This window comes from Clavibacter michiganensis subsp. insidiosus (assembly GCF_002240565.1).
Taxonomy (GTDB): domain Bacteria; phylum Actinomycetota; class Actinomycetes; order Actinomycetales; family Microbacteriaceae; genus Clavibacter; species Clavibacter insidiosus.
On sequence record NZ_MZMO01000001.1, the window covers coordinates 2,434,610 to 2,461,140 of the forward strand.

The 26,531-nt window shown below is 67.5% G+C and carries 28 protein-coding genes and 1 tRNA gene; 9 read left to right on the top strand and 20 right to left on the bottom strand.

All coding sequences use genetic code 11. From position 1 onward, the window contains the following. Positions 1–35: 35 nt before the first annotated feature. The 4 genes from B5P21_RS11805 (at position 36) to B5P21_RS11820 (ending at position 4,183) form a co-directional block, all read left to right on the top strand. Positions 36–452 carry a hypothetical protein gene (locus B5P21_RS11805; RefSeq protein WP_045530188.1) on the top strand — a complete coding sequence of 139 codons (417 nt, stop codon included), beginning with the start codon at positions 36–38 and terminating at the stop codon, positions 450–452. 227 nt (positions 453–679) lie between these two features. Then, the gene (locus B5P21_RS11810) at positions 680–1,771 is read left to right on the top strand and encodes a TerC family protein (protein WP_045527158.1); all 1,092 of its coding nucleotides are present in this window, start codon (positions 680–682) and stop codon (positions 1,769–1,771) included. Positions 1,772–1,888: 117 nt separating this feature from the next. After that, the gene (locus B5P21_RS11815) at positions 1,889–2,899 is read left to right on the top strand and encodes an aldo/keto reductase family protein (RefSeq protein ID WP_094171185.1); all 1,011 of its coding nucleotides are present in this window, start codon (positions 1,889–1,891) and stop codon (positions 2,897–2,899) included. A 606-nt stretch (positions 2,900–3,505) separates the two neighbouring features. Then, positions 3,506–4,183, top strand: coding sequence for a hypothetical protein (locus B5P21_RS11820; RefSeq protein WP_094171186.1), 678 nt, complete (start codon positions 3,506–3,508; stop codon positions 4,181–4,183). Positions 4,184–4,215: 32 nt separating this feature from the next. Here B5P21_RS11820 and B5P21_RS11825 read toward each other — a convergent pair whose 3' ends face one another. The 3 genes from B5P21_RS11825 to B5P21_RS11835 form a co-directional block, all read right to left on the bottom strand. Beyond that, entirely contained in the window at positions 4,216–4,638 is a 423-nt protein-coding gene (locus B5P21_RS11825; RefSeq protein WP_133064189.1) for an immunoglobulin domain-containing protein, read from the bottom strand. Positions 4,639–4,797: 159 nt separating this feature from the next. Continuing rightward, positions 4,798–5,355 carry a hypothetical protein gene (locus B5P21_RS11830; protein ID WP_045527151.1) on the bottom strand — a complete coding sequence of 186 codons (558 nt, stop codon included), beginning with the start codon at positions 5,353–5,355 and terminating at the stop codon, positions 4,798–4,800. 215 nt (positions 5,356–5,570) lie between these two features. Continuing rightward, complete coding sequence (locus B5P21_RS11835) at positions 5,571–6,281, bottom strand: hypothetical protein (protein ID WP_045527149.1); 711 nt, start codon at positions 6,279–6,281, stop codon at positions 5,571–5,573. 100 nt (positions 6,282–6,381) lie between these two features. On the opposite strand from B5P21_RS11835, the gene B5P21_RS11840 reads away from it, so the two are divergent. Then, entirely contained in the window at positions 6,382–7,155 is a 774-nt protein-coding gene (locus tag B5P21_RS11840) for a hypothetical protein (protein WP_045527147.1), read from the top strand. Beyond that, entirely contained in the window at positions 7,152–8,012 is an 861-nt protein-coding gene (locus tag B5P21_RS11845) for a hypothetical protein (protein ID WP_094171187.1), read from the top strand. Before B5P21_RS11840 ends, B5P21_RS11845 begins: the two co-directional genes overlap by 4 nt. Before the next feature lies 1 nt (position 8,013). Here the strand turns inward: B5P21_RS11845 and B5P21_RS11850 are convergent, their stop codons facing one another. From B5P21_RS11850 to B5P21_RS11865, 7 genes are all read right to left on the bottom strand, one after another. Beyond that, entirely contained in the window at positions 8,014–8,574 is a 561-nt protein-coding gene (locus B5P21_RS11850) for a recombinase family protein (protein WP_045527143.1), read from the bottom strand. Between the two features lie 320 nt (positions 8,575–8,894). Beyond that, positions 8,895–9,059: a hypothetical protein gene (locus B5P21_RS16875; protein WP_158385380.1), complete on the bottom strand. Its 165-nt coding sequence runs from the start codon at positions 9,057–9,059 to the stop codon at positions 8,895–8,897. Positions 9,060–9,316: 257 nt separating this feature from the next. Beyond that, positions 9,317–9,535, bottom strand: a complete 219-nt coding sequence (locus B5P21_RS16580) for a hypothetical protein (RefSeq protein WP_133064190.1) — start codon at positions 9,533–9,535, stop codon at positions 9,317–9,319. Positions 9,536–9,969: 434 nt separating this feature from the next. Continuing rightward, positions 9,970–10,101 carry a hypothetical protein gene (locus tag B5P21_RS17565; RefSeq protein WP_258232016.1) on the bottom strand — a complete coding sequence of 44 codons (132 nt, stop codon included), beginning with the start codon at positions 10,099–10,101 and terminating at the stop codon, positions 9,970–9,972. Further along, positions 10,098–10,484, bottom strand: a complete 387-nt coding sequence (locus B5P21_RS11855) for a hypothetical protein (RefSeq protein ID WP_133064191.1) — start codon at positions 10,482–10,484, stop codon at positions 10,098–10,100. The genes B5P21_RS17565 and B5P21_RS11855 overlap by 4 nt, the downstream gene beginning before the upstream one ends. Before the next feature lie 221 nt (positions 10,485–10,705). Next, on the bottom strand, positions 10,706–11,416 hold the full coding sequence (locus tag B5P21_RS11860; protein ID WP_133064192.1) for a hypothetical protein: 711 nt from the start codon (positions 11,414–11,416) through the stop codon (positions 10,706–10,708). A 386-nt stretch (positions 11,417–11,802) separates the two neighbouring features. After that, positions 11,803–12,924, bottom strand: a complete 1,122-nt coding sequence (locus B5P21_RS11865) for a tyrosine-type recombinase/integrase (protein WP_165770615.1) — start codon at positions 12,922–12,924, stop codon at positions 11,803–11,805. 157 nt (positions 12,925–13,081) lie between these two features. Here B5P21_RS11865 and B5P21_RS11870 point away from each other — a divergent pair, with 157 nt between their 5' ends. Further along, on the top strand, positions 13,082–14,092 hold the full coding sequence (locus B5P21_RS11870) for an aldo/keto reductase family protein (RefSeq protein ID WP_045527136.1): 1,011 nt from the start codon (positions 13,082–13,084) through the stop codon (positions 14,090–14,092). Between the two features lie 68 nt (positions 14,093–14,160). On the opposite strand, the gene B5P21_RS16585 is transcribed toward B5P21_RS11870, so the two are convergent. From B5P21_RS16585 to B5P21_RS11905, 8 genes are all read right to left on the bottom strand, one after another. Continuing rightward, entirely contained in the window at positions 14,161–15,132 is a 972-nt protein-coding gene (locus B5P21_RS16585) for a hypothetical protein (RefSeq protein ID WP_149030114.1), read from the bottom strand. 536 nt (positions 15,133–15,668) lie between these two features. Then, positions 15,669–15,740 (bottom strand) — tRNA-Gln (locus B5P21_RS11875). An 88-nt stretch (positions 15,741–15,828) separates the two neighbouring features. Beyond that, positions 15,829–16,779 (bottom strand): NAD(P)/FAD-dependent oxidoreductase, encoded by a 951-nt coding sequence (locus B5P21_RS11880; protein WP_045527134.1) that lies wholly within the window; start codon positions 16,777–16,779, stop codon positions 15,829–15,831. Beyond that, positions 16,772–18,292, bottom strand: a complete 1,521-nt coding sequence (gene gltX, locus B5P21_RS11885) for a glutamate--tRNA ligase (RefSeq protein ID WP_045527132.1) — start codon at positions 18,290–18,292, stop codon at positions 16,772–16,774. Before gltX ends, B5P21_RS11880 begins: the two co-directional genes overlap by 8 nt. Positions 18,293–18,305: 13 nt before the next feature. After that, a complete protein-coding gene (locus B5P21_RS11890; protein ID WP_045527131.1) occupies positions 18,306–19,076 on the bottom strand; it encodes a hypothetical protein in 771 nt (256 codons plus the stop codon). Then, the gene (locus tag B5P21_RS11895) at positions 19,073–19,852 is read right to left on the bottom strand and encodes a fumarylacetoacetate hydrolase family protein (RefSeq protein ID WP_094171190.1); all 780 of its coding nucleotides are present in this window, start codon (positions 19,850–19,852) and stop codon (positions 19,073–19,075) included. The genes B5P21_RS11890 and B5P21_RS11895 overlap by 4 nt, the downstream gene beginning before the upstream one ends. 61 nt (positions 19,853–19,913) lie before the next feature. Further along, complete coding sequence (locus B5P21_RS11900) at positions 19,914–21,032, bottom strand: branched-chain amino acid aminotransferase (RefSeq protein WP_045527127.1); 1,119 nt, start codon at positions 21,030–21,032, stop codon at positions 19,914–19,916. Positions 21,033–21,040: 8 nt separating this feature from the next. Next, a complete protein-coding gene (locus B5P21_RS11905; RefSeq protein ID WP_045527125.1) occupies positions 21,041–22,108 on the bottom strand; it encodes a 3-isopropylmalate dehydrogenase in 1,068 nt (355 codons plus the stop codon). A 112-nt stretch (positions 22,109–22,220) separates the two neighbouring features. Here B5P21_RS11905 and B5P21_RS11910 point away from each other — a divergent pair, with 112 nt between their 5' ends. Further along, a complete protein-coding gene (locus B5P21_RS11910; protein ID WP_012037789.1) occupies positions 22,221–22,475 on the top strand; it encodes a DUF6458 family protein in 255 nt (84 codons plus the stop codon). A 76-nt stretch (positions 22,476–22,551) separates the two neighbouring features. Here the strand turns inward: B5P21_RS11910 and B5P21_RS11915 are convergent, their stop codons facing one another. Continuing rightward, on the bottom strand, positions 22,552–24,093 hold the full coding sequence (locus B5P21_RS11915) for an MFS transporter (RefSeq protein WP_094171191.1): 1,542 nt from the start codon (positions 24,091–24,093) through the stop codon (positions 22,552–22,554). A 122-nt stretch (positions 24,094–24,215) separates the two neighbouring features. On the opposite strand from B5P21_RS11915, the gene B5P21_RS11920 reads away from it, so the two are divergent. Beyond that, the gene (locus B5P21_RS11920; RefSeq protein ID WP_094171192.1) at positions 24,216–24,833 is read left to right on the top strand and encodes a TetR/AcrR family transcriptional regulator; all 618 of its coding nucleotides are present in this window, start codon (positions 24,216–24,218) and stop codon (positions 24,831–24,833) included. Positions 24,834–24,902: 69 nt separating this feature from the next. Here B5P21_RS11920 and serA read toward each other — a convergent pair whose 3' ends face one another. Then, complete coding sequence (serA, locus tag B5P21_RS11925) at positions 24,903–26,492, bottom strand: phosphoglycerate dehydrogenase (protein ID WP_045527120.1); 1,590 nt, start codon at positions 26,490–26,492, stop codon at positions 24,903–24,905. Positions 26,493–26,531 lie beyond the last annotated feature (39 nt).

A 26,531-nucleotide genomic window follows, 5' to 3' on the forward strand; every position in this document is an offset into this window, starting at 1 on the left:
CCCGTTCGGGCTCGACGAGCGGACGGGTGGGCGGCATGGACGGTCTCGCCGCGGCGTCGCTCATCATCGAGTTCCTCACCTGGATCGCGCTCGTCCCCGGCGTCCTGCTCTACGTCGCCGGGATCTCCGTGCGCGTCGTCGGCCGGCGCTGGACGGCGACCGAGGGCCTCGTCGCGGACGGCCCCGCCGGCGGCGACGGCCCCGCGCCGCGCGTCCTCCGCTGGTTCGACGACGAGGGCGACGTGCACGAGGCGCAGGCGGACACCCCGGAGACCCGCGACCTCGCCCCGGGGTCCGACGTGCGCGTCTGGTTCTCGCCGCGCTCCCCGTGGCGCGTGCGCACGCACGCCCCCGAGCTCGACGGCCGGGCGCTGCGCGTGACCGGGCTCGTGCTCATCGGCATCGGCGTCCTCGCGGCCGTCGCCGGGATCGCGCTGCTCTTCCTCGAGTAGCGCGCGACGAGCTCCAGCTGGGGATCCGCCCGCGCGGTCGAGAGCGCTCCATGCGGCCGTATAGAGTGTTCCCTCGAAGGGGAGTACTCCCATCCGGCGGTCGTGTCGTCAATACGGTCGGACCACTCCGACCCGTACGACCGGTTCCGTGAGCAGCAGCTCGCGGGGTGGAGGAGACCTTCAGTACCCCACCGGACCCATCGAGGTCCGAGTACTGGAGAACCCTCATGGATGTCCCCTTCTGGCTCTGGGCCGCGACCATCGCGGCCGTCCTGGGCCTGCTCGTCTTCGACTTCTTCGCGCACGTGCGGAAGGCGCACGAGCCGACGCTGAAGGAGTCCGCCACCTGGTCGGTCGTCTACATCGTCATCGCGCTCGTCTTCGGCGTGGGCGTCGGCGTCTTCTCGAACTGGACCTTCGGCGGCGAGTACTTCGCCGGCTACGTGACGGAGAAGGCGCTGAGCGTCGACAACCTCTTCGTCTTCCTCATCATCATGTCGAGCTTCGCCGTGCCGCGGGCCTTCCAGCAGAAGGTGCTCCTCGTGGGCATCGCGATAGCCCTCGTGATGCGCGGCATCTTCATCGCGATGGGCTCCGCGATCATCGACAACTTCTCCTGGGTCTTCTACCTCTTCGGCGCCCTGCTCCTCGTGATGGCCTACAAGCAGATGAAGGAGACGCACGACGAGGACGAGTCCGACTCGAAGCTCATCCGCGTGCTCCGCCGCTTCATCCCCACCTCGGACCACTACGACGGCGACAAGCTGACGACCCGCGTCGACGGCAAGAAGCTCTTCACCCCGATGTTCCTGGTGATGCTCGCCATCGGCCTCACCGACGTGCTGTTCGCGCTCGACTCCATCCCCGCGATCTTCGGCCTGACGCAGGAGGCGTACATCGTCTTCACCGCCAACGCCTTCGCGCTGCTCGGCCTGCGCCAGCTGTACTTCCTGATCTCGGGTCTCCTCGAGCGCCTCGTCTACCTCTCGCAGGGCCTCGCGGTGATCCTCGGCTTCATCGCCGTGAAGCTCGTGCTGCACGCGATGCACGTCAACGAGGTGCCCTTCATCAACGGCGGCGAGCCGATGCTCTGGGCCCCCGAGATCCCGATCTGGTTCTCGCTGTCGTTCATCCTCCTCACCATCACGGTGGCGACCGTCGCGAGCCTCGCGAAGACGAAGCGCGACGGCAGCGCGGTCGAGGGAACCGACCAGGCGGCCTCCGTCGAGGGCGAGAACGCCCCGGCCGACGCGGACGACGACGCGGCCCGCGGCTCCGGCCGCAGCGTGGACGCCGACGCGGACGCCCCGCGCCGCTAGCGCTCTCCCGCACGACCACGACGCCCGCTCCCGGATCCGGGGGCGGGCGTCGTCGTGCGTGCCGCCGTCGCACACTTTCGTGGAGACCCGCGGAGGCTCCCGGCGTACGGTCGGACCATGGAATTCAGATACCTCGGCAACTCCGGCTTCAAGATCTCCGAGATCACCTACGGCAACTGGCTCACCCACGGATCGCAGGTCGAGAACGACACCGCGACCGCGTGCGTGAAGGCCGCGCTCGAGGCGGGGATCACCACGTTCGACACCGCGGACGTCTACGCCAACACCAAGGCGGAGACCGTGCTCGGCGAGGCGCTCAAGGGCGAGCGGCGCGCCTCGATCGAGATCTTCACCAAGGTCTTCGGCCCCACCGGACCCAAGGGCCACAACGACGTGGGGCTCTCGCGGAAGCACATCATGGACTCGGTCGACGCGTCGCTCACGCGCCTCCAGACCGACTACATCGACCTGTACCAGGCGCACCGGTTCGACTACGAGACGCCCCTCGAGGAGACGATGCAGGCGTTCGCCGACGTCGTCCGCCAGGGCAAGGCCCTTTACATCGGCGTGAGCGAGTGGACGAGCGAGCAGCTGCGCGCCGGCCACGCGCTGGCCGACCAGCTCGGCTTCCAGCTCATCTCGAACCAGCCGCAGTACTCGGCCCTCTGGCGCGTCATCGAGGAGGAGGTCGTGCCCACCTCGAAGGAGCTCGGCATCTCGCAGATCGTGTGGTCCCCCATCGCGCAGGGTGTGCTGACGGGCAAGTACAAGCCCGGCCAGGAGCTGCCGTCCGGATCCCGCGCGACCGACGACAAGGGCGGCGCGGACATGATCAAGCGCTACATGAACGACGACACGCTCTCCCGCGTGCAGGACCTCCAGCCCGTCGCCGACGAGCTCGGCCTGTCCCTCGCGCAGCTCGCCGTCGCGTGGGTGCTGCAGAACGAGAACGTGGCGTCCGCGATCATCGGCGCGTCCCGTCCCGAGCAGGTGCACGAGAACGTCAGGGCGTCCGGCGTGAAGATCCCCGCGGAGCTCCTTACCCGCATCGACGACGCCCTCGGCGACATCGTCGAGAAGGACCCGCGCACGACCGAGGCCAGCTCGCCGAAGACCCGCGAGGCCTGACCAGCGCTCCCCCCTGCACGACCGTGCGGCCCCGCCCGAGACCATCGGGCGGGGCCGCACGTGCATCTCCCGGTCACCCGGCGGACAGACCCCGCCCCGGGCTCCCCCAGCGCCCGCGGCGTACGCTCGGAGGATGGAATTCCGCTACCTAGGCAACTGTGCCAGTGGCACGGTCGACCACAGTGATTCGTCGACTGACCAGCTTGTTTCTAGAAACGAGTGTACCTCCTCCAAGTAGTCGCTGGCCTCTTCGTGTGGCACGCCCGTGGCACGCGACGATGGATCGTCTGCGACCTGGAGCCAAGGTCGCCTCGGTTGTGCCGCGTGCCACCGGGGACGGGCTCTCGAAGCATGCACTTTTGGCGGCGTGGCGCTCGCCGCGGTGAGTTGGGTGGACCCCGAGGCGCGTCGGTGGAGCGACGTAACCTCAGGCCATGACCGAGCCCGCCTTACCTCCTGCCCCCCTCCGCGACACCGCGGTCCCGCTGTCGCTTTTGCCAGACCACGACGGGCAAGCGCTCGAAGGAGCACGTACTTCGAAAGTCCTACAAGGATCGGATCTGGACGCACCCCAGCAGCTTCTACACGTACTCCGAGAACGGCGAGATGAAGACCAGCCGAAAGGTCAACAAGACCGCGTTCGAAATGGAGGTGAACGAGGTGTGCGAGGAGTGCAATAACGGGTGGCTGGAGCGCTTGGAGCAGGAAGTCGACCCACTGGTCATCGACCTGTCCCGCGGTCGCACGCCGAACGTCGACGATGACGCTTGGGACCGGCTCGCGTTCTGGATGGTCCTACGGGCGCTCCTGAGGACCTTAGAAGACAAGGAGCACGTGAAGGCACCCAGGATCCTCTTCCAGCACGTCTACAGGACCCGACAGATCCCCACCGGCTTCATCGTCCAGTGGGCTCGCGCAGACGGCTACTTCCTGAGTGCAGGCAGGAGCAGCATGATGCTCCGCGGGACACCCAAGCCCAACTACAACCACTTTGACGGCCTTGTCACGTTCGGGATTCAGAAGCTGTTCTTCCAGGTCTTCATGTGCGGAGGGAGCCTCGTATCCCAGGCCGCAACCATCAAAAGCTTTCGCCACGTCGAAGAGACCTTCCCAGACACGTTCAATGTCATCCACCCCTACCGGGAGGACACGCTGGCGAAGGGCGCCGTGCCCTCGTACGGGGCTGCCCTGGTGGCCAGTAACGCTCCTGCACGGGACTCCACCCACTTCAGCCCCCTCGGTATCAAAGGGGTGCGAGGTGCGTTCGGAGAGCGTCTGCGGTGACCCTCACGAGACCAGCTACCCCCTACGTCTCCTCAGGGAATGATCGTCCCACCGAGGTTGACGACCTCTCCGGCATCACTGACAGTCAGGCGCTCGACCACGAGTGTTCCGGCGTCCACCTCGGGGAAGGGAGTACCTGTACGCGGATCCGGCTTGCCGACCTGTGACGGCCCCCAGCTCAGGTTCCCGACAAGTCCGACACGGTCTCGCACCTCGTAGACATGGCCCACGAGCGTGACCGACAAGCGGGATCCGAACTTGATCTTCTTCACGCGCTCCATGACGGTCGCCCGGCGGAGGCTCGACACGCTGGGAGTCCCCGCCTCCATGAGGTCGAGGGCACGGGCGGGCGTTGTTCCGTAGATGCACTCGCCGTTCTCGTGGACCATGCCGACGGACAGACGGCCCTTCCGCCACGATCCAGGACTCTTGCTGCCCATGGTGGCGGATCCCATGGCGCGACTGCTACGGCATCACTCCTGCGAGCGGAAACGCTGTGCGTTCTCGGAGACCAGGACCATGCGGACGGCCGCCGGGTGCCACAAGCTCCCGCGGCAGGGATGCAGAAGCCCCGGCGACCACCATGGGTACCGGGGCTTCAGCGTCAAGTCGACCTAGTTGGTCCAGATTCGCGACGAGTACTCAAAGCCAGGGGTGATCTCCATGACCATGTCGTTCGGGTCGAGCACGCCATAGGCGACCGTCCACTTCGCCTCGCGCCCCGGCAGCAGCGAAGTTGTCGGCGAGTTCCCCAGGCCCTGCTGGCTGTCGTAGACCTCCTCAGACTCTGCATTGGCGCTCTGCAGCGTGTCGTAGAACGACGTCGGGTCATAGTTGCCCTCGGAGCCATTGACCACCGTGATCTCGAAGAGTACGAAGTTCGGCTCGCTGCCCTTGTTCGCGTACTCACTGGGAGTAAACGGCTGCGGTGCGCTGACCGTCACGGAGACACCGTCCGTGTAGGCGAAGGTCTCACCGAAGACCGAGTTCAGCGTTGTGGTCGACTCGGGGTCGATCTCCGAGCCGGCATCGGCCTCGGCTTCGGCCTGCTCCTCATCGGCAGGCCGATTGATGCCGGTGTCCGGCTCGGCGTCAGGGGCACCCCCGGTGCACGCGGAGAGCGACAGGGCAATCGCAGCGGACAGAGCAAGAATGGGCAGGCGAAGCTTCACGGGTTCTCATTTCGGGTACTGGGTAATCTTCCGGAAGCCTATGAGTTGGCATGGAGTACCCGAAGGGCTACGACGCCCCCAGTTCGGGTGCGTGCTTCTACTTACCGCGGCCCTCCCGTCGAAGTCCTGCCCTGCGGTAGCAGCTCAGGGCACCCGTTCCCTCGCACCCCTCGGGGGATCACCCGCCGCTGAGGGGCACGGGAGATGAGGACCCTCTACTGGTCACCCACATCGGCAGCTCGCAGTTCGTAGCCGAGTACCTTTCCCGTCTCTCCGAAGCCGTCGTTCATGCCAACACGCGACAGCATCTGCCAGGCCCCGTCAAGGCTGGAGGCAATGCGCTCCCGCAAAATCGTGTCGAACTGATCCGAGGCGACCTGATCAAACAGGTCTGCCATCGCCTCGTCACGGGCGCGCGAGACCTCCGGGTCAGCCAATGCGGCCTGTTCCACGGCATTGAACATCTCGTCAGGGGACAGATCCTCCTGCGGACGCCCGCCGAGAGCGTCCAGGTTGTAGAACCTGCCAGACCGGCCGTATCGGTCGAGGACCTCTAGGAGGGGACGCAATACTGGGTCCACATCCACACCAGCGTCCAGACCTCGGATGTACTCGCTCTTGTCCTCGGTGCGACGGTGCACCTCGTCCATGACGCGATCCCACATCTCAGCGATTCCGTGCCCGTAGCCCATCATCTCGGCCTTGGAGGGCCAGCGCTGGTGTTCATCCAGGGAGATGGTGCCGAGGATCAGCTTCAGGTACTTCTCCACCCCGATGGACAACGTGGTGAAGATCGGATCCTTGGTCGTGTCGAAGAAGGCTCCTTCGCGAAGGATTCGCAGCCCGCTGGCAAGCAGGTTCCGAGTAGAAGTGATCTCTCCGACGAAGACAAGCCCCTGCGTGCTGTCGAGGTTTTCAATGGGCATGGCGCTGCTCCTGTTGCTCTAGGCCGGCCGACGACCTCGTTGTCGACAGCGGGTGTGCTTGACGGTACCGGTGCGACCGCGATGGCTCTACCGTGAGGCCATGAGCGATGCAGTCGAGCCGTTGCAGATGAGCCCTGCGGCACAGGACAAGGCCATCGGGGTAGGCGTGGACGTCATCGAATTGGCGCTCTCGATGTTCCCGGTCATCGGCGGCCCGGCCAGCGGCGGCATGGCAATGATCCGGGGCCGTCGCGCGCAGGATCGCGTGGAACGGATTTTGGGAGAGCTACGCAAGGAAGTTGAGCTGGCTGCCCACTTGAGGGTTCAGGAGTCCTCACGCCTCGATGAGGTCGCGTCCATCGTCGACAGCAACGGTGAGCGGTTTATCCCCCTGGTGGAACGGGTGCTGTCCGAGTCGCTGGAGACCTCGGACAGAGGCAAGCTCCGCCGAATGAGGCGTGGCCTTGGATCCCTGGTTGGCCAGGCCATCACGGACGAGCGAGACCTGTTCCTGCGTCTGGTGTGCCGCTACGACGTGCTCGAAGTCTTCATCCTCCAGACCCTCGCCCAGCACTCCTACGGCACCCCCCGACTGTTGCCGAACGCGCCTCAGCTGGTCTGGGACTCGATCCAAGCTGAGTTCCGAGGTGAGTTTTACCAGTCACAGATCCCGTCGATGACCAACACCTTGGAAGCCGATGGCCTGCTTGTCCGGGACCAGGAATCCCACATGAGGCGCAGCCCTCACGAGCCCGGCCGGTACTACGTCAATGACAATCCAACCTTGGGTCTCACCGTCACGGACCGCGGTCTGCGTTTTTTGGAGTACCTGGCGAAGGGCGATGCACGGCACCCACAGGCGGCCGACCAGTGAATCTGATCGAGTTCGTTCTGCCGGTCGATGTTCAGCGGGACGGTGCCGACTGGTGGATGTTGGGCGCGACCCTGGGGGCTGCCATGGCGACGGCGGTGTCCGCCTACGTCGTGGCCTACCAGGCTGTCCAAACCCGCAAGGCGACGAAGGCGTCTGTCCGAGCCGCGGAAGCTGCCGAGCGTAACGCGGAGGCAGCTGTCGCGGCGGCCAAGGTGTCAGAACGCATGCTCGCGCAGACTGAACAGGCGAGGCGCGAAGCTGCCCTACCGAAGATCACGGTGCACTGCCCGGACTTCTCACAAGCATCCGTCTTCAGACTGAAGCCGCGCAGCGAAACGGGATGGGAGCTTCTGCCCAAAGACTTCCGCCTGATCCACGGCGGAGCTCGCGCAGACCTCGACATGTTCGACGAGGTTGCGGTCCGGGTGCCCTTGACCTTCATCAATGATGGGGACGAGAGCGCCGTCCTGACGGTGCAGGGACTTCCATTCATCCTGGAGATGGCGGAGTCGTACCCCCAAAGCACCTGGGTAGTGCCAGCGCATGACAGCCTCATGGGCTTCGTCATGGTGGCGCAGATGGTGAACCAGTGGGCGAACGACGACCCCTACAGAAGCGAATACGATCCTGCAGGATCAGCGCTGCTGACTGCGGAAGTGGGCGCACATCGCTCTGCATCGCAGACGTGGCAGCTGATCGCAACTGGGATGCCGTTCCGACGCGATCCTGACGATGATGACGTTCTTGTTGCCGCCGTGACTGGTACGCAGGTGCGCTCTGCTGTGAAGTACCTTGGGTCCGATCTGAGCGAGCCCGTCGAGGAGCACGCTCCTGACGCTTCAAGTGGTGACGCGTGACCTACTGGGCAGCTTCCAGCGCCCGGTAGATGGTCGGCCTCGACACATTGAAGGACGATGCGAGGTCCGTGGCACCTTCGCCTTCGTCGTAGCGGAGGCGGATTGCCTTGACTTGCTTGTCGGTGAGCTTGGGCTTCCGACCACCTACCCGGCCGCGCTCACGAGCCGCCGCGAGGCCATCCAGTGTGCGGCCCTGCATCATCGCGTGCTCGAACTCTGCGAACGCGGCAATCATGGTGAAGAAGAGTCGGCCTTCGGCGGTTGTGGTGTCGATTTGCTGTTCCGTGGCGACGAGCGCGATGCCATTGGCACTCAGCCACTCCGCGATGGCCAAGAGGTCCTTGGTGGAGCGCCCCAACCGGTCGAGTCGCGTGATGACAAGTGTGTCACCTTCGCGTAGGACATCGCGGGCGCGGTCCCATTCCGGCCGGGAGGCCTTGGTGCCTGTGAAGGTGTCCACGAAGATCCGCGAGCATCCCGCCACCTTCAGTGCGTCCTGCTGCGACTCAGGGTTCTGATCGGTCGTGCTGACGCGGGAGTAGCCAATGCGGTGCGAGGTCATGGTTACAACCGTAACGCAAACGGTCTCAGCGTTACAAGGGATTCGGACACGAGTTCTGAGACACCTGGCACCGCGTGTCGCGGCATTCTCCGATGGTGTCTCACAGACGATCGTTTGTCTGCCACCGCGGTGGTGCGGTGGAGGACCATGGTCGGGTTAGACGGTCGGCGTCTCCCCCAACGCCCACCGGAGCGCACCGCGTACGCCGATGGCATGTGCCTTCTGGATCAGGGACACGTCTGCGCCGTCTGCGTCCAGCTCGTCCAGCTCCCGGCTCACCTGCTCCAGCTGTGCCCGGATGTCGAGCGTGTTCCTGGCGCTCATCGGTCTGCACCAGGGGTGTCGTCCAGCACGCCCTGGAGCGCGTCGCGGACGCCTGTGACGTAGGCGCGCACCGTGGGTGGGCAATCCACACCGGGTTCTCCCATGGCGGCCAGCGCGGCGTTCATGCGGTCGAGTCGATGCTGCAAGACAAGGATGTTCACGATGGTCTTCCTCTTCGCGTAGTAGGTGGTGGCCCTGCCCCGGGAACGTCCATCCGTGGGGCAGGGCCGTTGGCGGGCCGATGAGGAGTACAACTCCCGCCATCCGTGACTCGGCCCTCATTCCGACTCACGGGAGCTTGTGGGTCCCCTCCGGCCCAACACCGTGATGTCGGAGGGGGTGGGCGGCCACTCGATGAAAGATCCGCCCGTGAAGGTGACAAGCCTTCACATCGTGTACATCACTGCACACGAATTCTTTATTCTTCTTCAGTACCCGCGTCGCAATTCTTCTGCGCCTGTGCAACAAGAATTCCAAACTGCTGAAGTGGAAGCACGACGTAGCTGTCCTGCGCTGCACGTCGAGGTCGCTTCCATACGGCCGCGTAGTGATCTACCCCGGCCTCTTCAGCTGCGGCCTTCGCCTCGTCCACACCCAGTGCCAGGTCCCGCGCCTGAGCCGTGAAGGTGCGGATCACCCAGTTGGGAACGCCCAGGACGTCGGAGGGCTCACGGGGCTGCTGTAGACGCTCAGAGAGCGTTGTAGGACGGGGCTGGCGGGCCTCAGCTGGGACATCACAGACCTGGAGGACAAGCGCCACAAGCTGGCGGAACTCAAAGGCTCGAATGCGTGGATCCCGAGTGCTCTCACTCACTTGTAGTCACGCAATGTTCGGCTGGTGCGCGTGCTCCCCAGCTCCCTGCGAATTGCTGCCAGCTCGTCGTATCGTTCGGTTGGGTTGGTCTTCGCCCATGCGAGTCGCATTCGACGGTCGCGCTCGATGTCCTCGTCTGGGGATCCCTTCACCCACGGTGTGAGGTCCGATGGGAATTCACCAACTCCAATCTTCGGCTCACCCCATCGCTTGATCTGCGCGTCCTCGTCGTCCGCGATGGAAAGGGATGAAACCCCCTACGCATTCAAGCTCAGCTCGATATGCTGCCGCGTGAGGATCAGGGTGTCGCCCCTCTTGAGAGCAACGTCACCGAAGACGAATGCTTGTAGAACATGGATTCGCTCTCCTGGTGTGGGCGTGAAGGTCATGCTGTAAGTCCTTTGTTTCTAGAGGTTGATGCGCGCAGGGTGTCTGCGAACACACGGTGGCCGAGCTGTTCGAGGGCGTCCGCGAGTAGCTGTCCGGCCTCTGCCGATTGCGCGGCCGTGGATCCCACCGCGCGGTACACGTCGTCGGCTGCCTGGAGGTCTCGCGCCACGGTGTCGCTGCTGATGCCGAACCGCTCTGCCAAGGCTGTGAGGGCGCGTAGCTCTGCGTCCCCTGCACGGAGGGCGGCTGCGATGTTCCCCTTCTCCAGTGCCTCGTCGCGTAGATCGCGGGCGCTGTTGGCCACCTCCTGCACGCGCATGATGACGACAGCTGGGGACAGCCCCTCCACGGTGCGCAGGGCCTCCTTCACCTTCAGATCCACGTGGGCGTAGAGGTGTCGCCGTACGGCATCGGGGTAGACCTCGAAAGCACGCGAAATGCGCGAAATTCGTTCGCCGTCGATGGCCGCGCCTTCGATGGCTGCACGGTGCGGAGACGTGCAGATGCTGCACGGCCTGCCTGCTCGAATTACTGTCACATGTATTACTATCGGCCGCTCTTCGATTCAGTTCATCTGAACCTGGGAGCGCTGGAGTCGATGATCTAGCTGGTACCTTCGATGTTCTTCGTCTTCTTGTAGTACGGGTGACGGTCTCGAAGTCGGTACAGCGCTGCCTGGCTGATCCCAGTGTCAGCCAGCTCCACCAGCTGCTGCTTGCGTGTCAGGTCCAAGATGTCATCCAACAACTCGATGCCGTACTGGAAGGGCGTCTTGCTGGCCGTCCCACCCTTCTTGCCCCATGCACGGCGCTTCGGGATGAAGTCCGACTCCCACACCTCCATGGCAAATCGTGCCTGTGCCTCACAGCGGGCGTAGATGGCTTCACCCTGGTACGCGGCAGGTCCACCTGCTGCTGTGTCTCCCAGACCCCCGTACCCAGCTTCCACGCACGCCTGAAAGAGAACGTCAGTAAGGTCCCACACGTACATGTGGGAGCTGGTCTTCAACTCCACCATGGTGGTCAGCTCCTCGAAGGTGAGCTTCCTGTGCGGATCCCTGGTCTCCAAGGCTGCGAAGTCGTTCAGTGTGCGGAGAGCGAGCTGGGTGAGGACGGTGTTCATCTCGTCGTGCCATCCACCAAGACCCTTGATCCCGCAGTCCTTCAGGTTGTTCCCGGTGATGGATCTGGTCTTGTAAGGCTTGGGTACTGTGATGGTCTTCTTCTTCGGGAAGGCTCGTGCGTGCTGTGCTTCTCTTCTACGGAGGTTCTTGTAGTCCTGCTGGATGAGGAGCAGGAGCTTCACTCTGCTCACTTCACCTGCATCCGTGAAGGAGACTCGATGCTCTCCCTCTACTGGGACTAGCACGTTGCATGAGAAAATCTCAGGCGCGCTCTTATTTTGCAAAACAGTCAATGTAGTACTCCAAGTGGCACCTGGGGTTCAACCAGTACTCGCATCGTATCTGTGACATCCATGACACAACGTAGTAAGTGCCGTGGGCACGAGAAAGCCCCACCGGTGAACCCTCAGTGCTGACCTTGGAGAATTAACACGAGCCGGTGGGGCTGTACAGGTGGACTGTTGGACACCCGATGTAGTACCCAGTGTACTCGATACACCTTCGCCACGGTGCGAATGGAGCGGGTCTGGGTAATCTGTCCGAAGCACCCAGACCCTCGGAACGGACCCGGTTGTCCCTACTGCGATTGTACCGACTGATTGTCGTGACTCCTGGATACCCTGTTGAGCTCATTCAACAGGGTGTTTCCAGCTGCTGTTGCAACAACGCGATCACGCTCGACCGAGGCGTGCTGATACCGAAGAGCCGCGCTCGCCGTGGTGTGGCCACCACGGGCCATAAGTTCCCGCAATGTCGCTTCCTGGGCCACGAGTGTCAGCGAGATGTGGCGGATGTCATGAAGGTGCATTTGGGGGAACTCGGCTGCCGCTCGCGCCTCCCTCCAATACTTCGCCACGTACCGCCTCGTGATGGGCCTCCCGTTCTCCAGCGTGAAAAGGGGTGCACCGGGGAGCATCGGGTGCTGGCTGACGTGGTTGTCCACCATGCTTCGTACCGGCTGCAGGAGCGTCACAGCTTTCGGCTTGCCGGTCTTCGTCGTCGTGGTGTGCAGACCTCCACGGACCTCTTGTACCTGCCGCTCATCGCGCATGAGACCGGTCTTGGGGTTGTAGTCGCCCCGCTGAAGACCGACGAGTTCACCCACGCGCAGGTGCGCCCCGAACACCGTCCAGACGATCAGCGCCATGCGCTCATCTAGGTGCGCAACCACACGAGCGAAGTCCTCGACGGTGAAGTCGGGACGCGGTGCAGTCGCATCCCTCGATGCGTTGGGCACCCGGCAGGGCGATGCAGGGAGGTAGCTGTAATCCACCGCGGTGCGCATGATCTTCGACAGGAGCATGTACTGGTGGCGACGGGCCACAAGGTGCCCTCGCTTGCCCCCGTCCGCCCACCAACGGTCCACCCGCTGCCGGGTGATCTTCGCCAGCGGCACAGAGCCGAAACTGGGCAGAAGCGACCTTCGCATGGTCGCCTCATGCTGTTCCCGGGTGCTGCGCTTCCATTCGTAGGTAGGGAGGACATCCGCTGCGAACTGCGCAAAGGTGACGCCGCTCAGGGCCGGGTCCGTCCATACACCGCGGGTGACGTCGGTCTGCGCGGCCGCGAGGGTCTGGTCTGCGACCTTCTGGGTGTCGAAGGTCCCCAGGGTGCGGAGTCGTCCTTCGGGGTCGCGGTGGCGGGCTTGCCATCGGCCACTCGGTAGGCGACGGACGCTGCCGGAAGTTCTCTTACTCATCGTGGAACTCACCTTAGATTCGTTTGCCGACCACCCCCATAACTCCCGTGGCATGACCGTGGCACGAACGCAGGACAAATAGCGCCGCACTGTTTATGGAAACAGACGAAGTGCTGGTCAGGCACGAACCTTGATCCCCAGGAGTAGGGTGGGTCTCATGGAATTCCGCTACCTAGGCAACTCAGGCTTCAAGATCTCCGAGATCACGTACGGCAACTGGCTGACCCACGGGTCGCAGGTCGAGAACGACACCGCCACGCAGTGCGTGCAGGCGGCCCTCGAGGCCGGCATCACCACGTTCGACACGGCCGACGGCTACGCGAACACCGTCGCCGAGAAGGTCCTTGGGCAAGCGCTCAAGGGCGAGAACAGGGACGGCCTCGAGATCTTCACGAAGGTCTACTTCCCGACCGGCGCCAAGGGCCACAACGACACCGGCCTCTCGCGCAAGCACATCATGGCGTCGATCGACGGCTCGCTCGAGCGCCTCCAGACCGACCACGTGGACCTCTACCAGGCCCACCGCTACGACTACGAGACCCCGCTCGAGGAGACGATGCAGGCCTTCGCCGACGTCGTCCGCCAGGGCAAGGCGCTCTACATCGGCGTCAGCGAGTGGACTCCCGAGCAGCTCCGCGAGGCGCACGGCCTCTCCCGCGAGCTCGGCTTCCAGCTCATCTCGAACCAGCCGCAGTACTCGGCCCTCTGGCGCGTCATCGAGGAGGAGGTCGTCCCCACGTCCGCCGAGCTCGGCATCTCGCAGATCGTCTGGTCCCCCATCGCGCAGGGCGTCCTCACCGGCAAGTACAAGCCGGGCCAGGACCTGCCGCAGGGCTCGCGCGCCACGGACGACAAGGGCGGCGCCGACATGATCAAGCGCTACATGAACGACGACGTCCTCACCCGCGTCCAGGAGTTGCAGCCCGTCGCCGACGAGCTGGACCTGTCGCTGGCCCAGCTCGCCGTCGCGTGGGTGCTCCAGAACGACAACGTCGCCTCGGCGATCATCGGCGCCTCGCGCCCCGAGCAGGTGCACGAGAACGTCAAGGCCTCAGGCGTCACGATCCCGGCGGAGCTCCTGACCCGCATCGACGACGCCCTCGGCGACGTCGTGGAGAAGGACCCGTCGAAGACGAGCGACAGCTCGCCGAAGGGGCGCCTCGCCTGATCCTCTTGCGCTGAACACGACGACGGCCCCGCTCGAGCAGATGCTCGGGCGGGGCCGTCGTCGTGTCGTCAACCGCCATCGCCGCGCAGATCCCTGACCTCGTTACAACTCCGGACGTATCTACGAGTCAGATATATCGCCGCAGATCTCGAAGCACAGCCGCGAATCGTCCAATTCGTGACGCTCCTTCGCCCAGGTTTGCGTAGAGGCCAGCAAGCAGACACCGTGAGAAAGAAAATTCCCGCCACAACGGACCATGCCAGGGACGGCAAATTCTCGATGAGCGCCTCGAGCACGCCAAGCGCCAATGCCGGAAGAACGCATACAATCGGCACGAAACGAGTGGCACGGTCGAATCTGGTCACCGCCGTGTACCTCCCCCGGCGAGTCGTCATCTGCCCGATGAGATAGATGATTTGCAGGCAGGTGCTGTACGCGACAACGGCCCATAGAGGTCCCTTTCCTCCGCTGCCGGCGAACACGAGTGCACTTGCTATATTTGCAACTGCCACATTCGCCCCGATCGTCACAGGCATCGGCAGCCACGCACGACGACGAACCGCCCCCAATTTCTGCCTCGCCCAGGCTTTCACCCTCTCCGCGGCCTTGAGTTTCTCGGCAGGCTCATATGCCAGGAATCGGCCCAGCTGACTGGCAAGGAAAACGGTGAGGGCCATGGCGGGAATAATGGCGAGGAGCGAGGCGGCTTCGATGGGTTCGGAGAGGCAAAAAATACCGACCAAGGCAACACACGGCACCAGCCCCGCCGCAAGCCACTCCGCAACGAGGCTCAAGTCACGACGGAGACGAGAGCCGTCATGCGGGCCCATCACCCATTGTCCACCTAGCACAAGCACATACAGCCCCAGTAGTACCGGAACGAGTAGCCCGAACAACCACCCGATGTGCTGAAGGAGGACACCGCCCATGGCAGCTAGATCATCGAAAAGGGACTCGGAAAAGCGCTGCGGCAGAGATGTCCGCAGCATGTAGATGAAGTACCCCGAGAGGGCACAGGTGGCAAAACTGAAGCCCGCCATCTCGCGAAGGGACTCACGCACTGACCTGACAGGGACATCCACGTCATCCTCGTACATCGTTTACATCACTCTCCTCATCCGTTGAGGCCGGCGCGCTACGCTCCTGCACGCTTGAGGACGAGAAGACAGCGCGGCTGGCCGTCGTGCGGCGCGAGGCGGTGACGGACGCAGCACCGACGACTTGGCGCCTTCCTCCGGATCGCTTGCATGTGGGCGGTCAGTCAGCATCAGCGTCAGTCCCTAAACCAACGTCATGCATTGCGGCTGGAGCCAAGACCCTTCCCCTCGAACCGCTCCGGCAGGTGCGCACAGCGCATGGCTGGAACTGGCGTTGACACACAGACGGAGGCCGGCCCTGCCCATCGACAGAGCTCGGACGCTACCAGACCCAGGCGATCGGAACACACGATAGCGATCCTGGACGGGACGCCGCGCACCTTGTCCTCGTCGAGGAGGACAGGCCTCCGATCTCGAAGGGCACAGCAAAAAGGAAAAGGCCCGGAGAACCGGGCCTGTCATATCCTGCTATTTCAGTGCTGGGGTACCTGGACTCGAACCAAGAACAAAAGAATCAGAATCTTCCGTGTTGCCAATTACACCATACCCCAAGGCCCCGATGCGGGATCGGGCCTCGTCGAGTGTAGCCCATCGGCCGGATCCGCGCCAAACCGGCGCCCGCCCGACAGGCGCCACGCGTCAGATCACGGGCAGCAGGTCCCGGTTGATCGCGCTGGCCGCGCGCGCCCCGAAGCCGGCCGCGATGATCAGCTGCTGCGGGCCCGGCTGCGAGCTGTCGCCCGCCGCGTAGACGCCCGCGTGCGAGGTGCGGCCCTCGGCGTCGACGGCGATGTGGCCGTCGTCGTCCGTCTCGAGGTCGAGCCCCGAGAGGAAGTCGAGCGCGGTCGAGTAGCGGGGGCGCACGAAGCCGCCGGTGCGGGGGACGACGGTGCCGTCCTGCATGCGGATGCCGGTGACGACCGCGCGCTCCCCCTCGATGTCGGCGACGGGTCGGCGGTCCACGCGGATCCCGAGGGACGCGAGCCCGCGCTCCCCCGCCTCGTCGATGCGCGCGACGCCGTTGGTGAAGACGATGATGTCGCGCGACCACTGCGAGAGCAGCAGCGCACGCTCCACGAGGTCGTCGGTCTCGCCGATGAGGAAGAGCGGCTCGTCGGCCTTCTCGTAGCCGTCGCACTCCATGCAGCTGTGCACGGCGGTGCCGTAGTAGGCGCGGATGCTCGGCAGGTCGGGGAGAGTCTCCACGAGGCCCGTGGCGATGAGGATCCGGCGCGCGTGCACCTCGCGGTCGGGAGCGCGGCGCACGCCCTTCGCGCGGATGGTGAACCCACCCGGAGCCGGCTCCGCGGACCGCACGACGGCGAGCTGGAACTCGCCCTCGTCGTACCCCTCCACCTCGACCTGGCCGAGCTTGCGGAGCTCGAGCGGGGAGATCCCGTCGCGGGTGACGAAGCCGTGCGACATGAGGGTCGCGGCGTTGCGCGGGCGGCTGCTGTCGAGCACGAGGGTGCGGCGGCGGGCGCGCACCAGGTTCAGCGCGGCGGACAGGCCAGCGGGGCCGGCGCCGATGACGACGACGTCGTAGGAGTCGCCGGTCGCGGTGGATCCCGCGACCCCGGGATCACTCACCGAGCATCCCCACGAGGCGGTCGAGGCGGGCGATGGTCTCGTCCTTGCCGAGCAGCACCATCGACTCGAACAGCGGCGGCGAGATCCGGCGCCCGGAGACGGCGACGCGCAGCGGGCCGTACGCGAGGCGCGGCTTCATGCCCATGCCGGTGATGAGGGTGTTCTGCAGCACCTCCTGCACGAGGTCGATGTCCCACTGCGTGTGCGGGACCCCCGCGAGCGCGCCGCGCGAGGCGGCGAGCACCTCGGGGGCGTCGTCCTTGAGCGCCTGGACGGCCGCGTCGTCGTAGGGCAGCGCGTCGGCCGTGGTGAAGAGGAACGAGAGGAGGTCGGGCGCCTCGCCGAGCAGCTGCATGCGCTCCTGCACGAGGGGAGCCGCGGCGTCGAGCATCCGCTGCTCGTCGTGCGTCAGCTCGGCGCCGACGACGTCGGCCGCCTGCAGGTACGGCACGAGGCGCTGGGCGAAGTCGTCGAGCTGGAGCAGTCGGATGTGGTCGCCGTTCAGCGACTCCGCCTTCTTGAGGTCGAAGCGCGCGGGCGCGGGCGTGACGTCGGCGACATCGAAGGCGGTGACCATCTCCATCCGGCTGAACACGTCCCGGTCGTGCGTGAGCGACCAGCCGAGCAGCGCCAGGTAGTTGATGAGGCCCTCGGGGATGAAGCCGCGGTCGCGGTGGTGGAACAGGTTCGACTCGGGGTCGCGCTTGGAGAGCTTCTTGTTGCCCTCCCCCATCACGTAGGGCAGGTGGCCGAAGCGCGGGATGGCGTCGGCCACGCCGATGTCGATGAGCGCGTGGTACAGCGCGATCTGCCGGGGCGTCGACGAGAGCAGGTCCTCACCGCGGAGCACGTGCGTGATGCCCATGAGGGCGTCGTCGACGGGGTTCACGAGCGTGTAGAGCGGGGCGCCGTTGGGGCGCACGAGCACGAAGTCGGGGAAGGATCCCGCGGGGAACGTGACCGTGCCGCGCACGAGGTCGTCGAACGAGAGGTCGGTGTCCGGCACGCGGAGGCGGAGGGCGGGCGAGCGGCCCTCGTCGCGGAAGGCCTGGCGCTCGGCCTCGGTGAGGTCGCGCTCGAAGTTGTCGTAGCCCATCTTCGGGTCGCGGCCGGCGGCGCGGTTGCGCGCCTCGATCTCCTCGGCCGTCGCGTAGCTCTCGTAGAGGTGGCCGGACTCGGTGAGCTTCCGGATCACGTCGAGGTAGAGGTCGGTGCGCTGCGACTGACGGTACGGCGCGTGCGGTCCGCCGACGCCCTCGCCCTCGTCCCAGTCGATCTCGAGCCAGCGCAGCGCCTCGATGAGCTGCTCGTAGCTCTCCTCGCTGTCGCGCGCGGCGTCGGTGTCCTCGACGCGGAAGATCAGCTTGCCGCCCGTGTGGCGCGCGTAGGCCCAGTTGAAGAGCGCCGTGCGGATGAGCCCCACGTGCGGGGTCCCGGTCGGGGACGGGCAGAACCGGACGCGGACGTCGGTGCCGGAAGCGGTGGTCACGGGGTGGGTCGTTGCGTCAGTCATCCTGCTGACGATTCTAGGGCTCGGGCTGCGCCGCGCCGTCGGTGCCTGGCGCGACGTCGGCGCAGTACGGCTCGAGCAGGTCCCACCGGTCGTACTGGTCGCCGGGCGGCACGCCGCACTCGAGGAGGACGGCGCCGGCGTATCGCATGGGGTCGAGCCCGACCAGGGATCCCGTGGAGCGGAACGCGCCGTCGCAGCCGGTGATCGTGAAGCGCACGGACCGCGTGGCCCCGAGGTAGCCGATCACGTACCGCGCCTCCCGGTCGAGGACCGGATCGAAGGAGACGAGCTGCAGCGAGCGGCCGAATCGCGGCGGGACGAGGTCCCGGTCGCGGAGGTCGCCGAGCAGGTACGGCGCCCAGACCGCATCGGGCGTGAGCGGATCGACGGCCGTCGCGGATCCGCCGCCCGCCGCGTCGACCTCGAGGCGCACGGGCGGCACGAGCTCGGTGTCGGTGCGCGTCACGCTCTGCGGGGTCGAGCCGAGGCCGGGCTGCTCCCCCGGGCCGGGGACCCGCACCTGCATGGTCCGGACGGCGAGGAGGTCGTCGGCCGGACCCACCGCGGGCTCGGCCCAGTCGATGGCGAGGTCGCCCGGCGCGCAGCCCGCGGGCAGGTCGAGCGGCGGCGGCTCGTCCACGACGGGGGTCGCGGTCGGGGATCCCGTGTCGGAGGGCTCCGGCGTCTCCAGCCCGTAGTCCGACACGTCGTACACGCAGCCCGAGAGCAGCCCCACCGCCGCGGCCGCCAGCGCGACGCGCGCGGGACGACCGAGGCGGATCACGGTCCGGCGCGGGCGCGCGCGGGATTGGAGAGCGTGCCGATGCCCTCGATCGACACCTCGACGACCTGGCCGTCGGTGAAGGGGCCGACGCCCGCGGGCGTGCCCGTGAGGATCACGTCGCCGGGCAGCAGGGTCCACACGCGCGAGGCGAACGCGATGAGCTCGGGCACCGAGTGCACCATCTCGCTGGTGCGGCCGGACTGGCGGAGCTCGCCGTCCACGCGGGTCTCGATGACCGCGTCCTCGAACGAGCCCTCGGTCTCGATGACCGGGCCGAGCGGGCAGAACGTGTCGTACCCCTTGGCGCGCGCCCACTGGCTCTCGGAGTGCTGGATGTCGCGGGCGGTCACGTCGTTGCCGATCGTGTAGCCGAAGATCGACCGGCGCGCGTCCTCCACGGACACGTCGCGCGTGATCCGGCCGATGACCACCGCGAGCTCGCCCTCGTGCTCGACCTGCTGGCTGTCGGCGGGGAGGCGGATCGCGTCGTCCGGACCGATGACCGAGGTGTTGGGCTTGAGGAAGATGAGCGGCGTGGTGGGCGCCTCGCTGCCGTGCTCGGCCGCGTGCGCCGCGTAGTTGCGGCCCACCGCGACGACCTTGGAGCGCGGGATCACCGGGGCGAGCAGCCGGGCGTCGGCGAGCGGCACGCGCTCCCCCGTCGTCTGGTAGCCGCTGAACATGGGGTCGCCGGTGAGGACGACCAGGTGGCCCTCCTCCTCGTCGAGGATGCCGAAGCGGGGGTCGTCACCGGTGCTGAAACGCGCGATCTTCACGCTGACGACCCTAGCCGTGCGGACGGCGCGCGGCCGCCGGCACGAGGCACCGTGCTGCGCGCTACGCGTCGAGGCGCGTGAGCCAGCCGTGGCGGTCGGGGATGCGGCCGTACTGGATGTCGGTGAGCTCCTGGCGCAGCGACATCGTCAGCTCGCCGGCGGGCGCGTCGATGTCGCCGACGTCGAGGCCCTCGCCCATCAGGCGGCCGATCGGCGTGATGACCGCCGCGGTGCCGCACGCGAACACCTCCGTGATCTCGCCCGACGCGACGCCGTCGACCCACTCCGACAGCTCGACGCGGCGCTTCTCGACCGTGAGGCCGCGGTCGCGCGCGAGCTCGAGGATCGAGTCGCGCGTGATGCCCTCGAGGATGCTCTCGGAGTCGGGTGTGACGAGCCGGCTGTCCCTGTAGACCAGCACGATGTTCATGCCCCCGAGCTCCTCGAGGTAGCGGCCCTCCTCGGAGTCGAGGAACAGCACCTGCGCGCAGCCGTGCGACGCGGCCTCGGCCTGCGGGAGGAGCGACGCGGCGTAGTTGCCGCCGCACTTCGCGGCGCCCGTGCCGCCCTTGCCCGCGCGGGAGTACTGCGTGGACAGCCAGATGGACACCGGCGCGACGCCGCCCGTGAAGTACGCGCCCGCGGGGCTCGCGATGACGTAGTACCCCACGCGCTGGGCGGCGCGGACGCCGAGGAAGCTCTCGTTGGCGATCATGAACGGGCGGAGGTAGAGGCTCTGCTCGGGCGCCGACGGGACCCAGTCCAGGTCGGCGCGGACCAGCTGGCGCACCGACTCCACGAAGTCCTCCGTGGGGAGCTCGGGCAGCGCGAGGCGGCGGGCCGAGCGCTGCAGGCGGGCGGCGTTGCGGTCGGGGCGGAAGGTCCAGACGGATCCGTCGGCGTGGCGGTACGCCTTCATGCCCTCGAAGATCTCCTGGCCGTAGTGCAGCACGCTCGCGGCCGGATCCAGCTGGAGCGGCCCGTACGGGACGACGCGCGCGTCGTGCCAGCCGGCGTCGAGGGTCCAGTCGATCTGGACCATGTGGTCCGTGAAGTGCTTGCCGAAGCCCGGGTCGGCGAGGATCGCCTCCCGCTCGGCGTCGGCGCGGGCGGTCTCCGACGGGGTCTGCTCGAAGGACAGGGGGAAGGCGGTGCCGGTGGTGGTGCTGGTGGAGCTCATGGGGTCCTTCAGTGGTTCGTGGAGAGGGCGCGGATGACGGCGTCGCCGACATCCGCGGTGGATCGGGGTGCGGCGTCGCCCGCGGCGCGCGCGGCGAGGTCGGCGGATACCGCGGCCGTGACGCGCGCGGCGGCCTTGGGCAGGCCCAGGTGGTCGAGCAGGAGCGCGACCGAGAGGATCGCCGCGGTCGGGTCGGCCTTCTGCTGGCCGGCGATGTCGGGCGCGGATCCGTGCACCGGCTCGAACATGCTCGGGAACGCGCCCGTGGGGTTGACGTTGCCCGACGCGGCGAGGCCGATGCCGCCCGAGATCGCGGCGGCGAGGTCGGTGATGATGTCGCCGAACAGGTTGTCGGAGACCACGACGTCGAAGCGCGACGCGTCGGTGACCAGGAAGATCATCGTGGCGTCGACGTGCAGGTAGTCGACCGTGACGTCCGGGTGCTCGGCGGCGACGCGGTCGACGGTGCGCTGCCAGAGGGATCCGGCGAAGGTCAGCACGTTGGTCTTGTGCACGAGGGTGACGCGCTTGCGGTCGCGCGTCGAGGCCAGCTCGAACGCGAAGCGGACGGTGCGCTCGACGCCGTGCGCCGTGTTCACGGACACCTCGGTCGCGATCTCGTGCTCGGTACCGCGGCGGAGCACGCCTCCGTTGCCCGCGTACGGTCCCTCGGTGCCCTCGCGGACGACGACGAAGTCGACCTCCCCGGGCGCGGCGAGCGGCGAGACGACGCCGGGCAGCAGCGTGGTGGGCCGCAGGTTGATGTAGTGGTCGAACGCGAAGCGGAGCTTGAGCAGCAGGCCGCGCTCGATGATGCCGCCGGCGAGGCGCGCGTCGCGCGGGTCGCCGCCGACCGCGCCGAGCAGGATCGCGTCGTGCTGCGCGAGGGCGGCGAGGTCGGAGTCGGTGAGGATCTCGCCGGTCTCGAGGTAGTGGCCGGCGCCGAACGGGTACTGCGTGGTGTCGAGCGACACGTCGTCGGGGACCGCCTCCCGGAGCACGCGGAGGGCCTCGTGGACGACCTCCGGACCGATGCCGTCCCCGGGGACGACGGCGAGCGAGATGGTGCGGGGCATGGATCCTCCCGGGACTCGTGGGTTTCCGGACAGGCTACCTGTCCGTCGCGGGGCACCGGCGCTACGTTGAGGGCGTCCGACTACTCGGCGGGCACGACCCAAGGAGCACCGCATGAGCATCGGCCTCGGAATCTTCCTCGTGGTCGTCGGCGCGATACTCGCGTTCGCCGTCGACCTCACCGTCCCGGGCGTCGACCTGCAGCTCGTCGGCTACATCCTGATGGGCGGCGGCGCGCTGGTCATCATCATCGGCGTCGCGCTCCTCGCCCGCCGCCGCACGGCCGTGAGCGAGACGCGCACGCGCATCGACCCCGCGACCGGCCAGCGCATCACGCGAAGCGAGCGCTCCGACGACAACGTCGTCTGATCCGCTCCCCCGCAGGCATCGGGCCCGTCACCTCGCGAGGTGACGGGCCCGTCGTGCGTCACGGATCGGGTCTCGGTCAGTCGTGCGAGCTGGCGCGACGCAGGCTCGTGAGCGAGATGACGATCGCGCCGACCATGAGCAGGGCGCCGATGATCGACGTCGTCACCACGCCGCCGTCGAACGCACGGTGCGCCGACTCCAGCAGCGCCGCGCCCATGTCGGCCGGCACGCGCTCGGCGACCGAGACCGCTCCCCCGAGCGTCTCCCGGGCCGCGGACGCGTCGCCCTCGGAGAGGCCGGCGGGCAGCGTGAGGCCCGTGCGGTAGCTGGCCGTCAGGATGCTGCCGAGAACGGCCGTGCCGAGCACGGCGCCCACCTCGTATGCCGTCTCCGAGACCGCGGACGCCGCACCCGCCTTCGCCGGCGGGACGGCCGCGATGATCAGGTCGTTCGAGATGGTCTGCGAGGCGCCGATGCCCGCGCCCAGCAGGCAGAACGCGAACACGAGGAGGCCCACGGATGCGTCACTGCCGGTGACCGCGAGCAGCGCGTAGGCGACGGCGGAGAACGCGAGCGCGATGGCGACGACGCGCGACGGGCGGGCGCGCGCCACGATCGGCACGATCACGAGCCCGGAGACGATGACGACCACGGATCCCGGGATGAGCGCGAAGCCCGCGGCCAGCGGGTCGAGGCCCGCGACCAGCTGCAGGTGCTGCGTCACGAAGAAGAGGAAGCCGACGAGCGAGACGACGCTCAGCAGGTTGACGAGCACCGCGCCCGTGAAGACCGGCTCGCGGAAGAGCGCGACGTCGAGCATGGGGTTCCGCGCGCGGGACATGCGGCGCACGAAGAGGATGCCGGCGACCACGCCCACGACGGGCGCGGCGAGCGCGAGCGGCGTGACGCCCTCGGTCGCGAACGTCTTGATCGCGTAGACGAGGGGCGCGACGGTCGCCAGCGACAGCAGGATCGCGATCCCGTCGATCGGCCCGGGCGCCGGGTCCTTCGACTCCGGCACGAGCACGGGCGTGAGGATGAGCAGCGGCAGCATCACGGGCACCGCGACGAGGAACACGGATCCCCACCAGAAGTGCTCGAGCAGCACGCCGCCGACGAGCGGGCCGAGCGCGGATCCGCCGGAGAAGCCCGACGCCCAGATCGCGATGGCGAGGCGGCGCTGCTTCCGGTCGGTGAAGATCGAGCGGAGGAGCGACAGCGTGGAGGGCATGAGCATCGCGCCGAAGAAGCCGAGCGCGGCGCGCGCGGCGATGAGATGCGAGGCGTCGGTCGCGAACGCGGCGAGGGCCGAGACGACGCCGAAGCCGGCCGCGCCGATCATGAGGAGGCGCCGGCGGCCGTAGCGGTCGCCCATGTTGCCCATCGCGACGAGGAGCCCCGCGAGCACGAGCGGGTACGCGTCGATGACCCAGAGCTGGGCGGCGCCCGACGGCTCGAGGTCGCGCGCGATGGACGGCATCGCGAAGCTCAGCACCGTGTTGTCGATGGAGACGAGGAGCACCGGGAGAATCAGCACCACGAGCGCGGCCCACTGGCGTCGCCCGGCGCGGCCGGCGACGGCGGTCACGGGGACGGATGCGGTGCGGGGCGTGGACATGACGGGGCTTCCTGACGTCGGGAGGCGTGGGGCGCGGGGTGCGCGGACGGGGCCGCGGGAGCGGCCGGGATCACTGTACCGTCCGGTTGGTACAGCGGGCAACCCGCCGCTACGCTGGATCCATGCCCGCCACTCCCCCCGACGACCCCGCACCCGCGCCCGAGGCCGGACCCGACCCGGCGTCCTCCCCCGGCGGAGGCGCGCGCGACCGCATCCTCGACGCCTTCGAGGAGCTGCTCGTGCAGCAGGGCGAGCGCGGCACGACGCTCGAGGCCGTCGCCGCGGCGGCCGGCGTCTCCAAGGGCGGGCTGCTCTACCACTTCGGCGGCAAGGAGGCGCTCGTCGACGGCCTGCTCGCGCGCATGGCGGCGCTCGCGCAGGCGGACGTCGCGCGCCTCCGGGCCGCGGAACGGGGACCGGTCGACCTCTGGATCCGCAGCTCGCTGTCCACCGCCACGCCCTTCGACCGCACGTACGTCGCCACCTCCCGGCTCGCGCAGGGCAACCACCCGCGCGCCCGCGACACGCTCACGCACCTGCAGGACGAGTGGGCCGCCGTGATCCTCGAGGCCGTGGGCGACCCGGCCGTCGCGCGCGCCGTGCTCCTCATCGGCGACGGCCTCTACTACAACAGCGCGCTGCAGCCCTGGCTCGGCGGATCCGCGCCCGCGGACGACGCGCTCGACGAGCTCATCCGCGTGGTCGACGACCTCGTCAGGCTCCGCTCGACCCGCGGCTGACCGGGTCCGGACGCGCCGCGAGGGCGGCCGCCGCAGCAGCCGCCCTCGCGCGGGTCCGTCCGACGGGTCTCAGTCGGCGATGTCGATCTCGCGCAGCGACGTGGCCTGGATCGCGCGCCGCACGTTCTCCAGCACGCCGTCCGGCACGGGCGAGTCGACGCTGAGCACGCTGAGCGCGCGCCCGCCGGCCTCCTGGCGGGCGATCTGCATGCCGGCGATGTTGACCTCGGCGTCGCCGAACTCCTTGCCGTAGACCGCGACGATGCCGGGGCGGTCCTCGTACTTCATGACGATGAGGTGGCGGCTGAACGGCACCTCGACGTCGTAGCCGTCGATCTCGACGAGCTTCTCGATCTGCTTGGTGCCCGTGAGCGTGCCCGACACCGACACCTGCGTGCCGTCGGACAGCGCGCCGCGGATGCTGAGCACGTTGCGGTACTCCTCCGACACGGCGTCCGTGATGAGGCGCACCTCGAGCCCGCGCTGCTCGGCGAGGAGCGGCGCGTTCACGTAGGAGACGTTCTCGCTCACGACGTTCGTGAACACGCCCTTGAGCGCCGCGAGCTTGAGGACGCTGACGTCGTAGCCCGCGAGCTCGCCGCGGACGACCACGTCGATGCTGGTGAGCGCCTCGTGCGCGAGGCCGGAGAACACCTGGCCGAGCTTCTCCATCAGCGGGATGCCGGGGCGCACGTAGGGGTCGATGACGCCGCCGGCGACGTTGACCGCGTCCGGCACGAGCTCGCCGCCGAGCGCGAGGCGCACGCTCTTCGCGACCGAGACACCCGCCTTCTCCTGCGCCTCGTCGGTGGAGGCGCCGAGGTGCGGCGTGACGATGATGTTGTCGAGCTCGAGCAGCGGCGACCCCGTGGGCGGCTCGCTCACGAACACGTCGAGGCCGGCGCCCGCGATGCGCTGCGACTTGAGCGCCGTGTACAGCGCGTCCTCGTCGATGATGCCGCCGCGGCTCGCGTTGACGATGCGGAGCGACGGCTTCGCGAGCGCGAACTGCTCCGTGGAGATGAGGCCCGTGGTGTCGGGCGTCTTGGGGATGTGGATGGTGATGAAGTCCGAGACCCTCATCAGCTCGTCGAGCGGGAGGAGCTGCACGCCGAGCTGCTGCGCGCGTGCGGGCGTGACGTAGGGGTCGTACGCGACGAGCGTGGCGCCGAAGCCCGCGAGGCGCTGGGCGACGAGCGTGCCGATGCGACCGAGGCCGACGATGCCGATGGTCTTCTCGTAGAGCTCGACGCCCGTGAAGGACGAGCGCTTCCAGAGGCCCTGCTTGAGCGAGGCGCTCGCGTCCGGGATGAAGCGCGCGAGCGAGAGGATGTGGCCGATGGCGAGCTCGGCGGCCGAGATGACGTTGGAGGTCGGCGCGTTCACGACCATGACGCCCGCGGTGGTCGCGGCCTTGATGTCGACGTTGTCGAGGCCCACGCCCGCGCGGGCGACGACCTGGAGGCGGGGAGCTGCGGCGATGGCCTCGGCGTCGATCTTCGTGGCGGACCGGACGAGCACGGCGTCCGCCTCCGCGAGGGCCGCGAGCAGGGCCGGGCGGTCGGTGCCGTCGACGGATCGGACGTCGAAGTCGGGCCCCAGGGCGTCGACGGTGGCGGGCGAGAGTTCTTCGGCGATGACGACGACGGGCTTGGTCAAGAGCGGTCCTTCGGGCGGGGGCGGCTGGGACCCTCACAT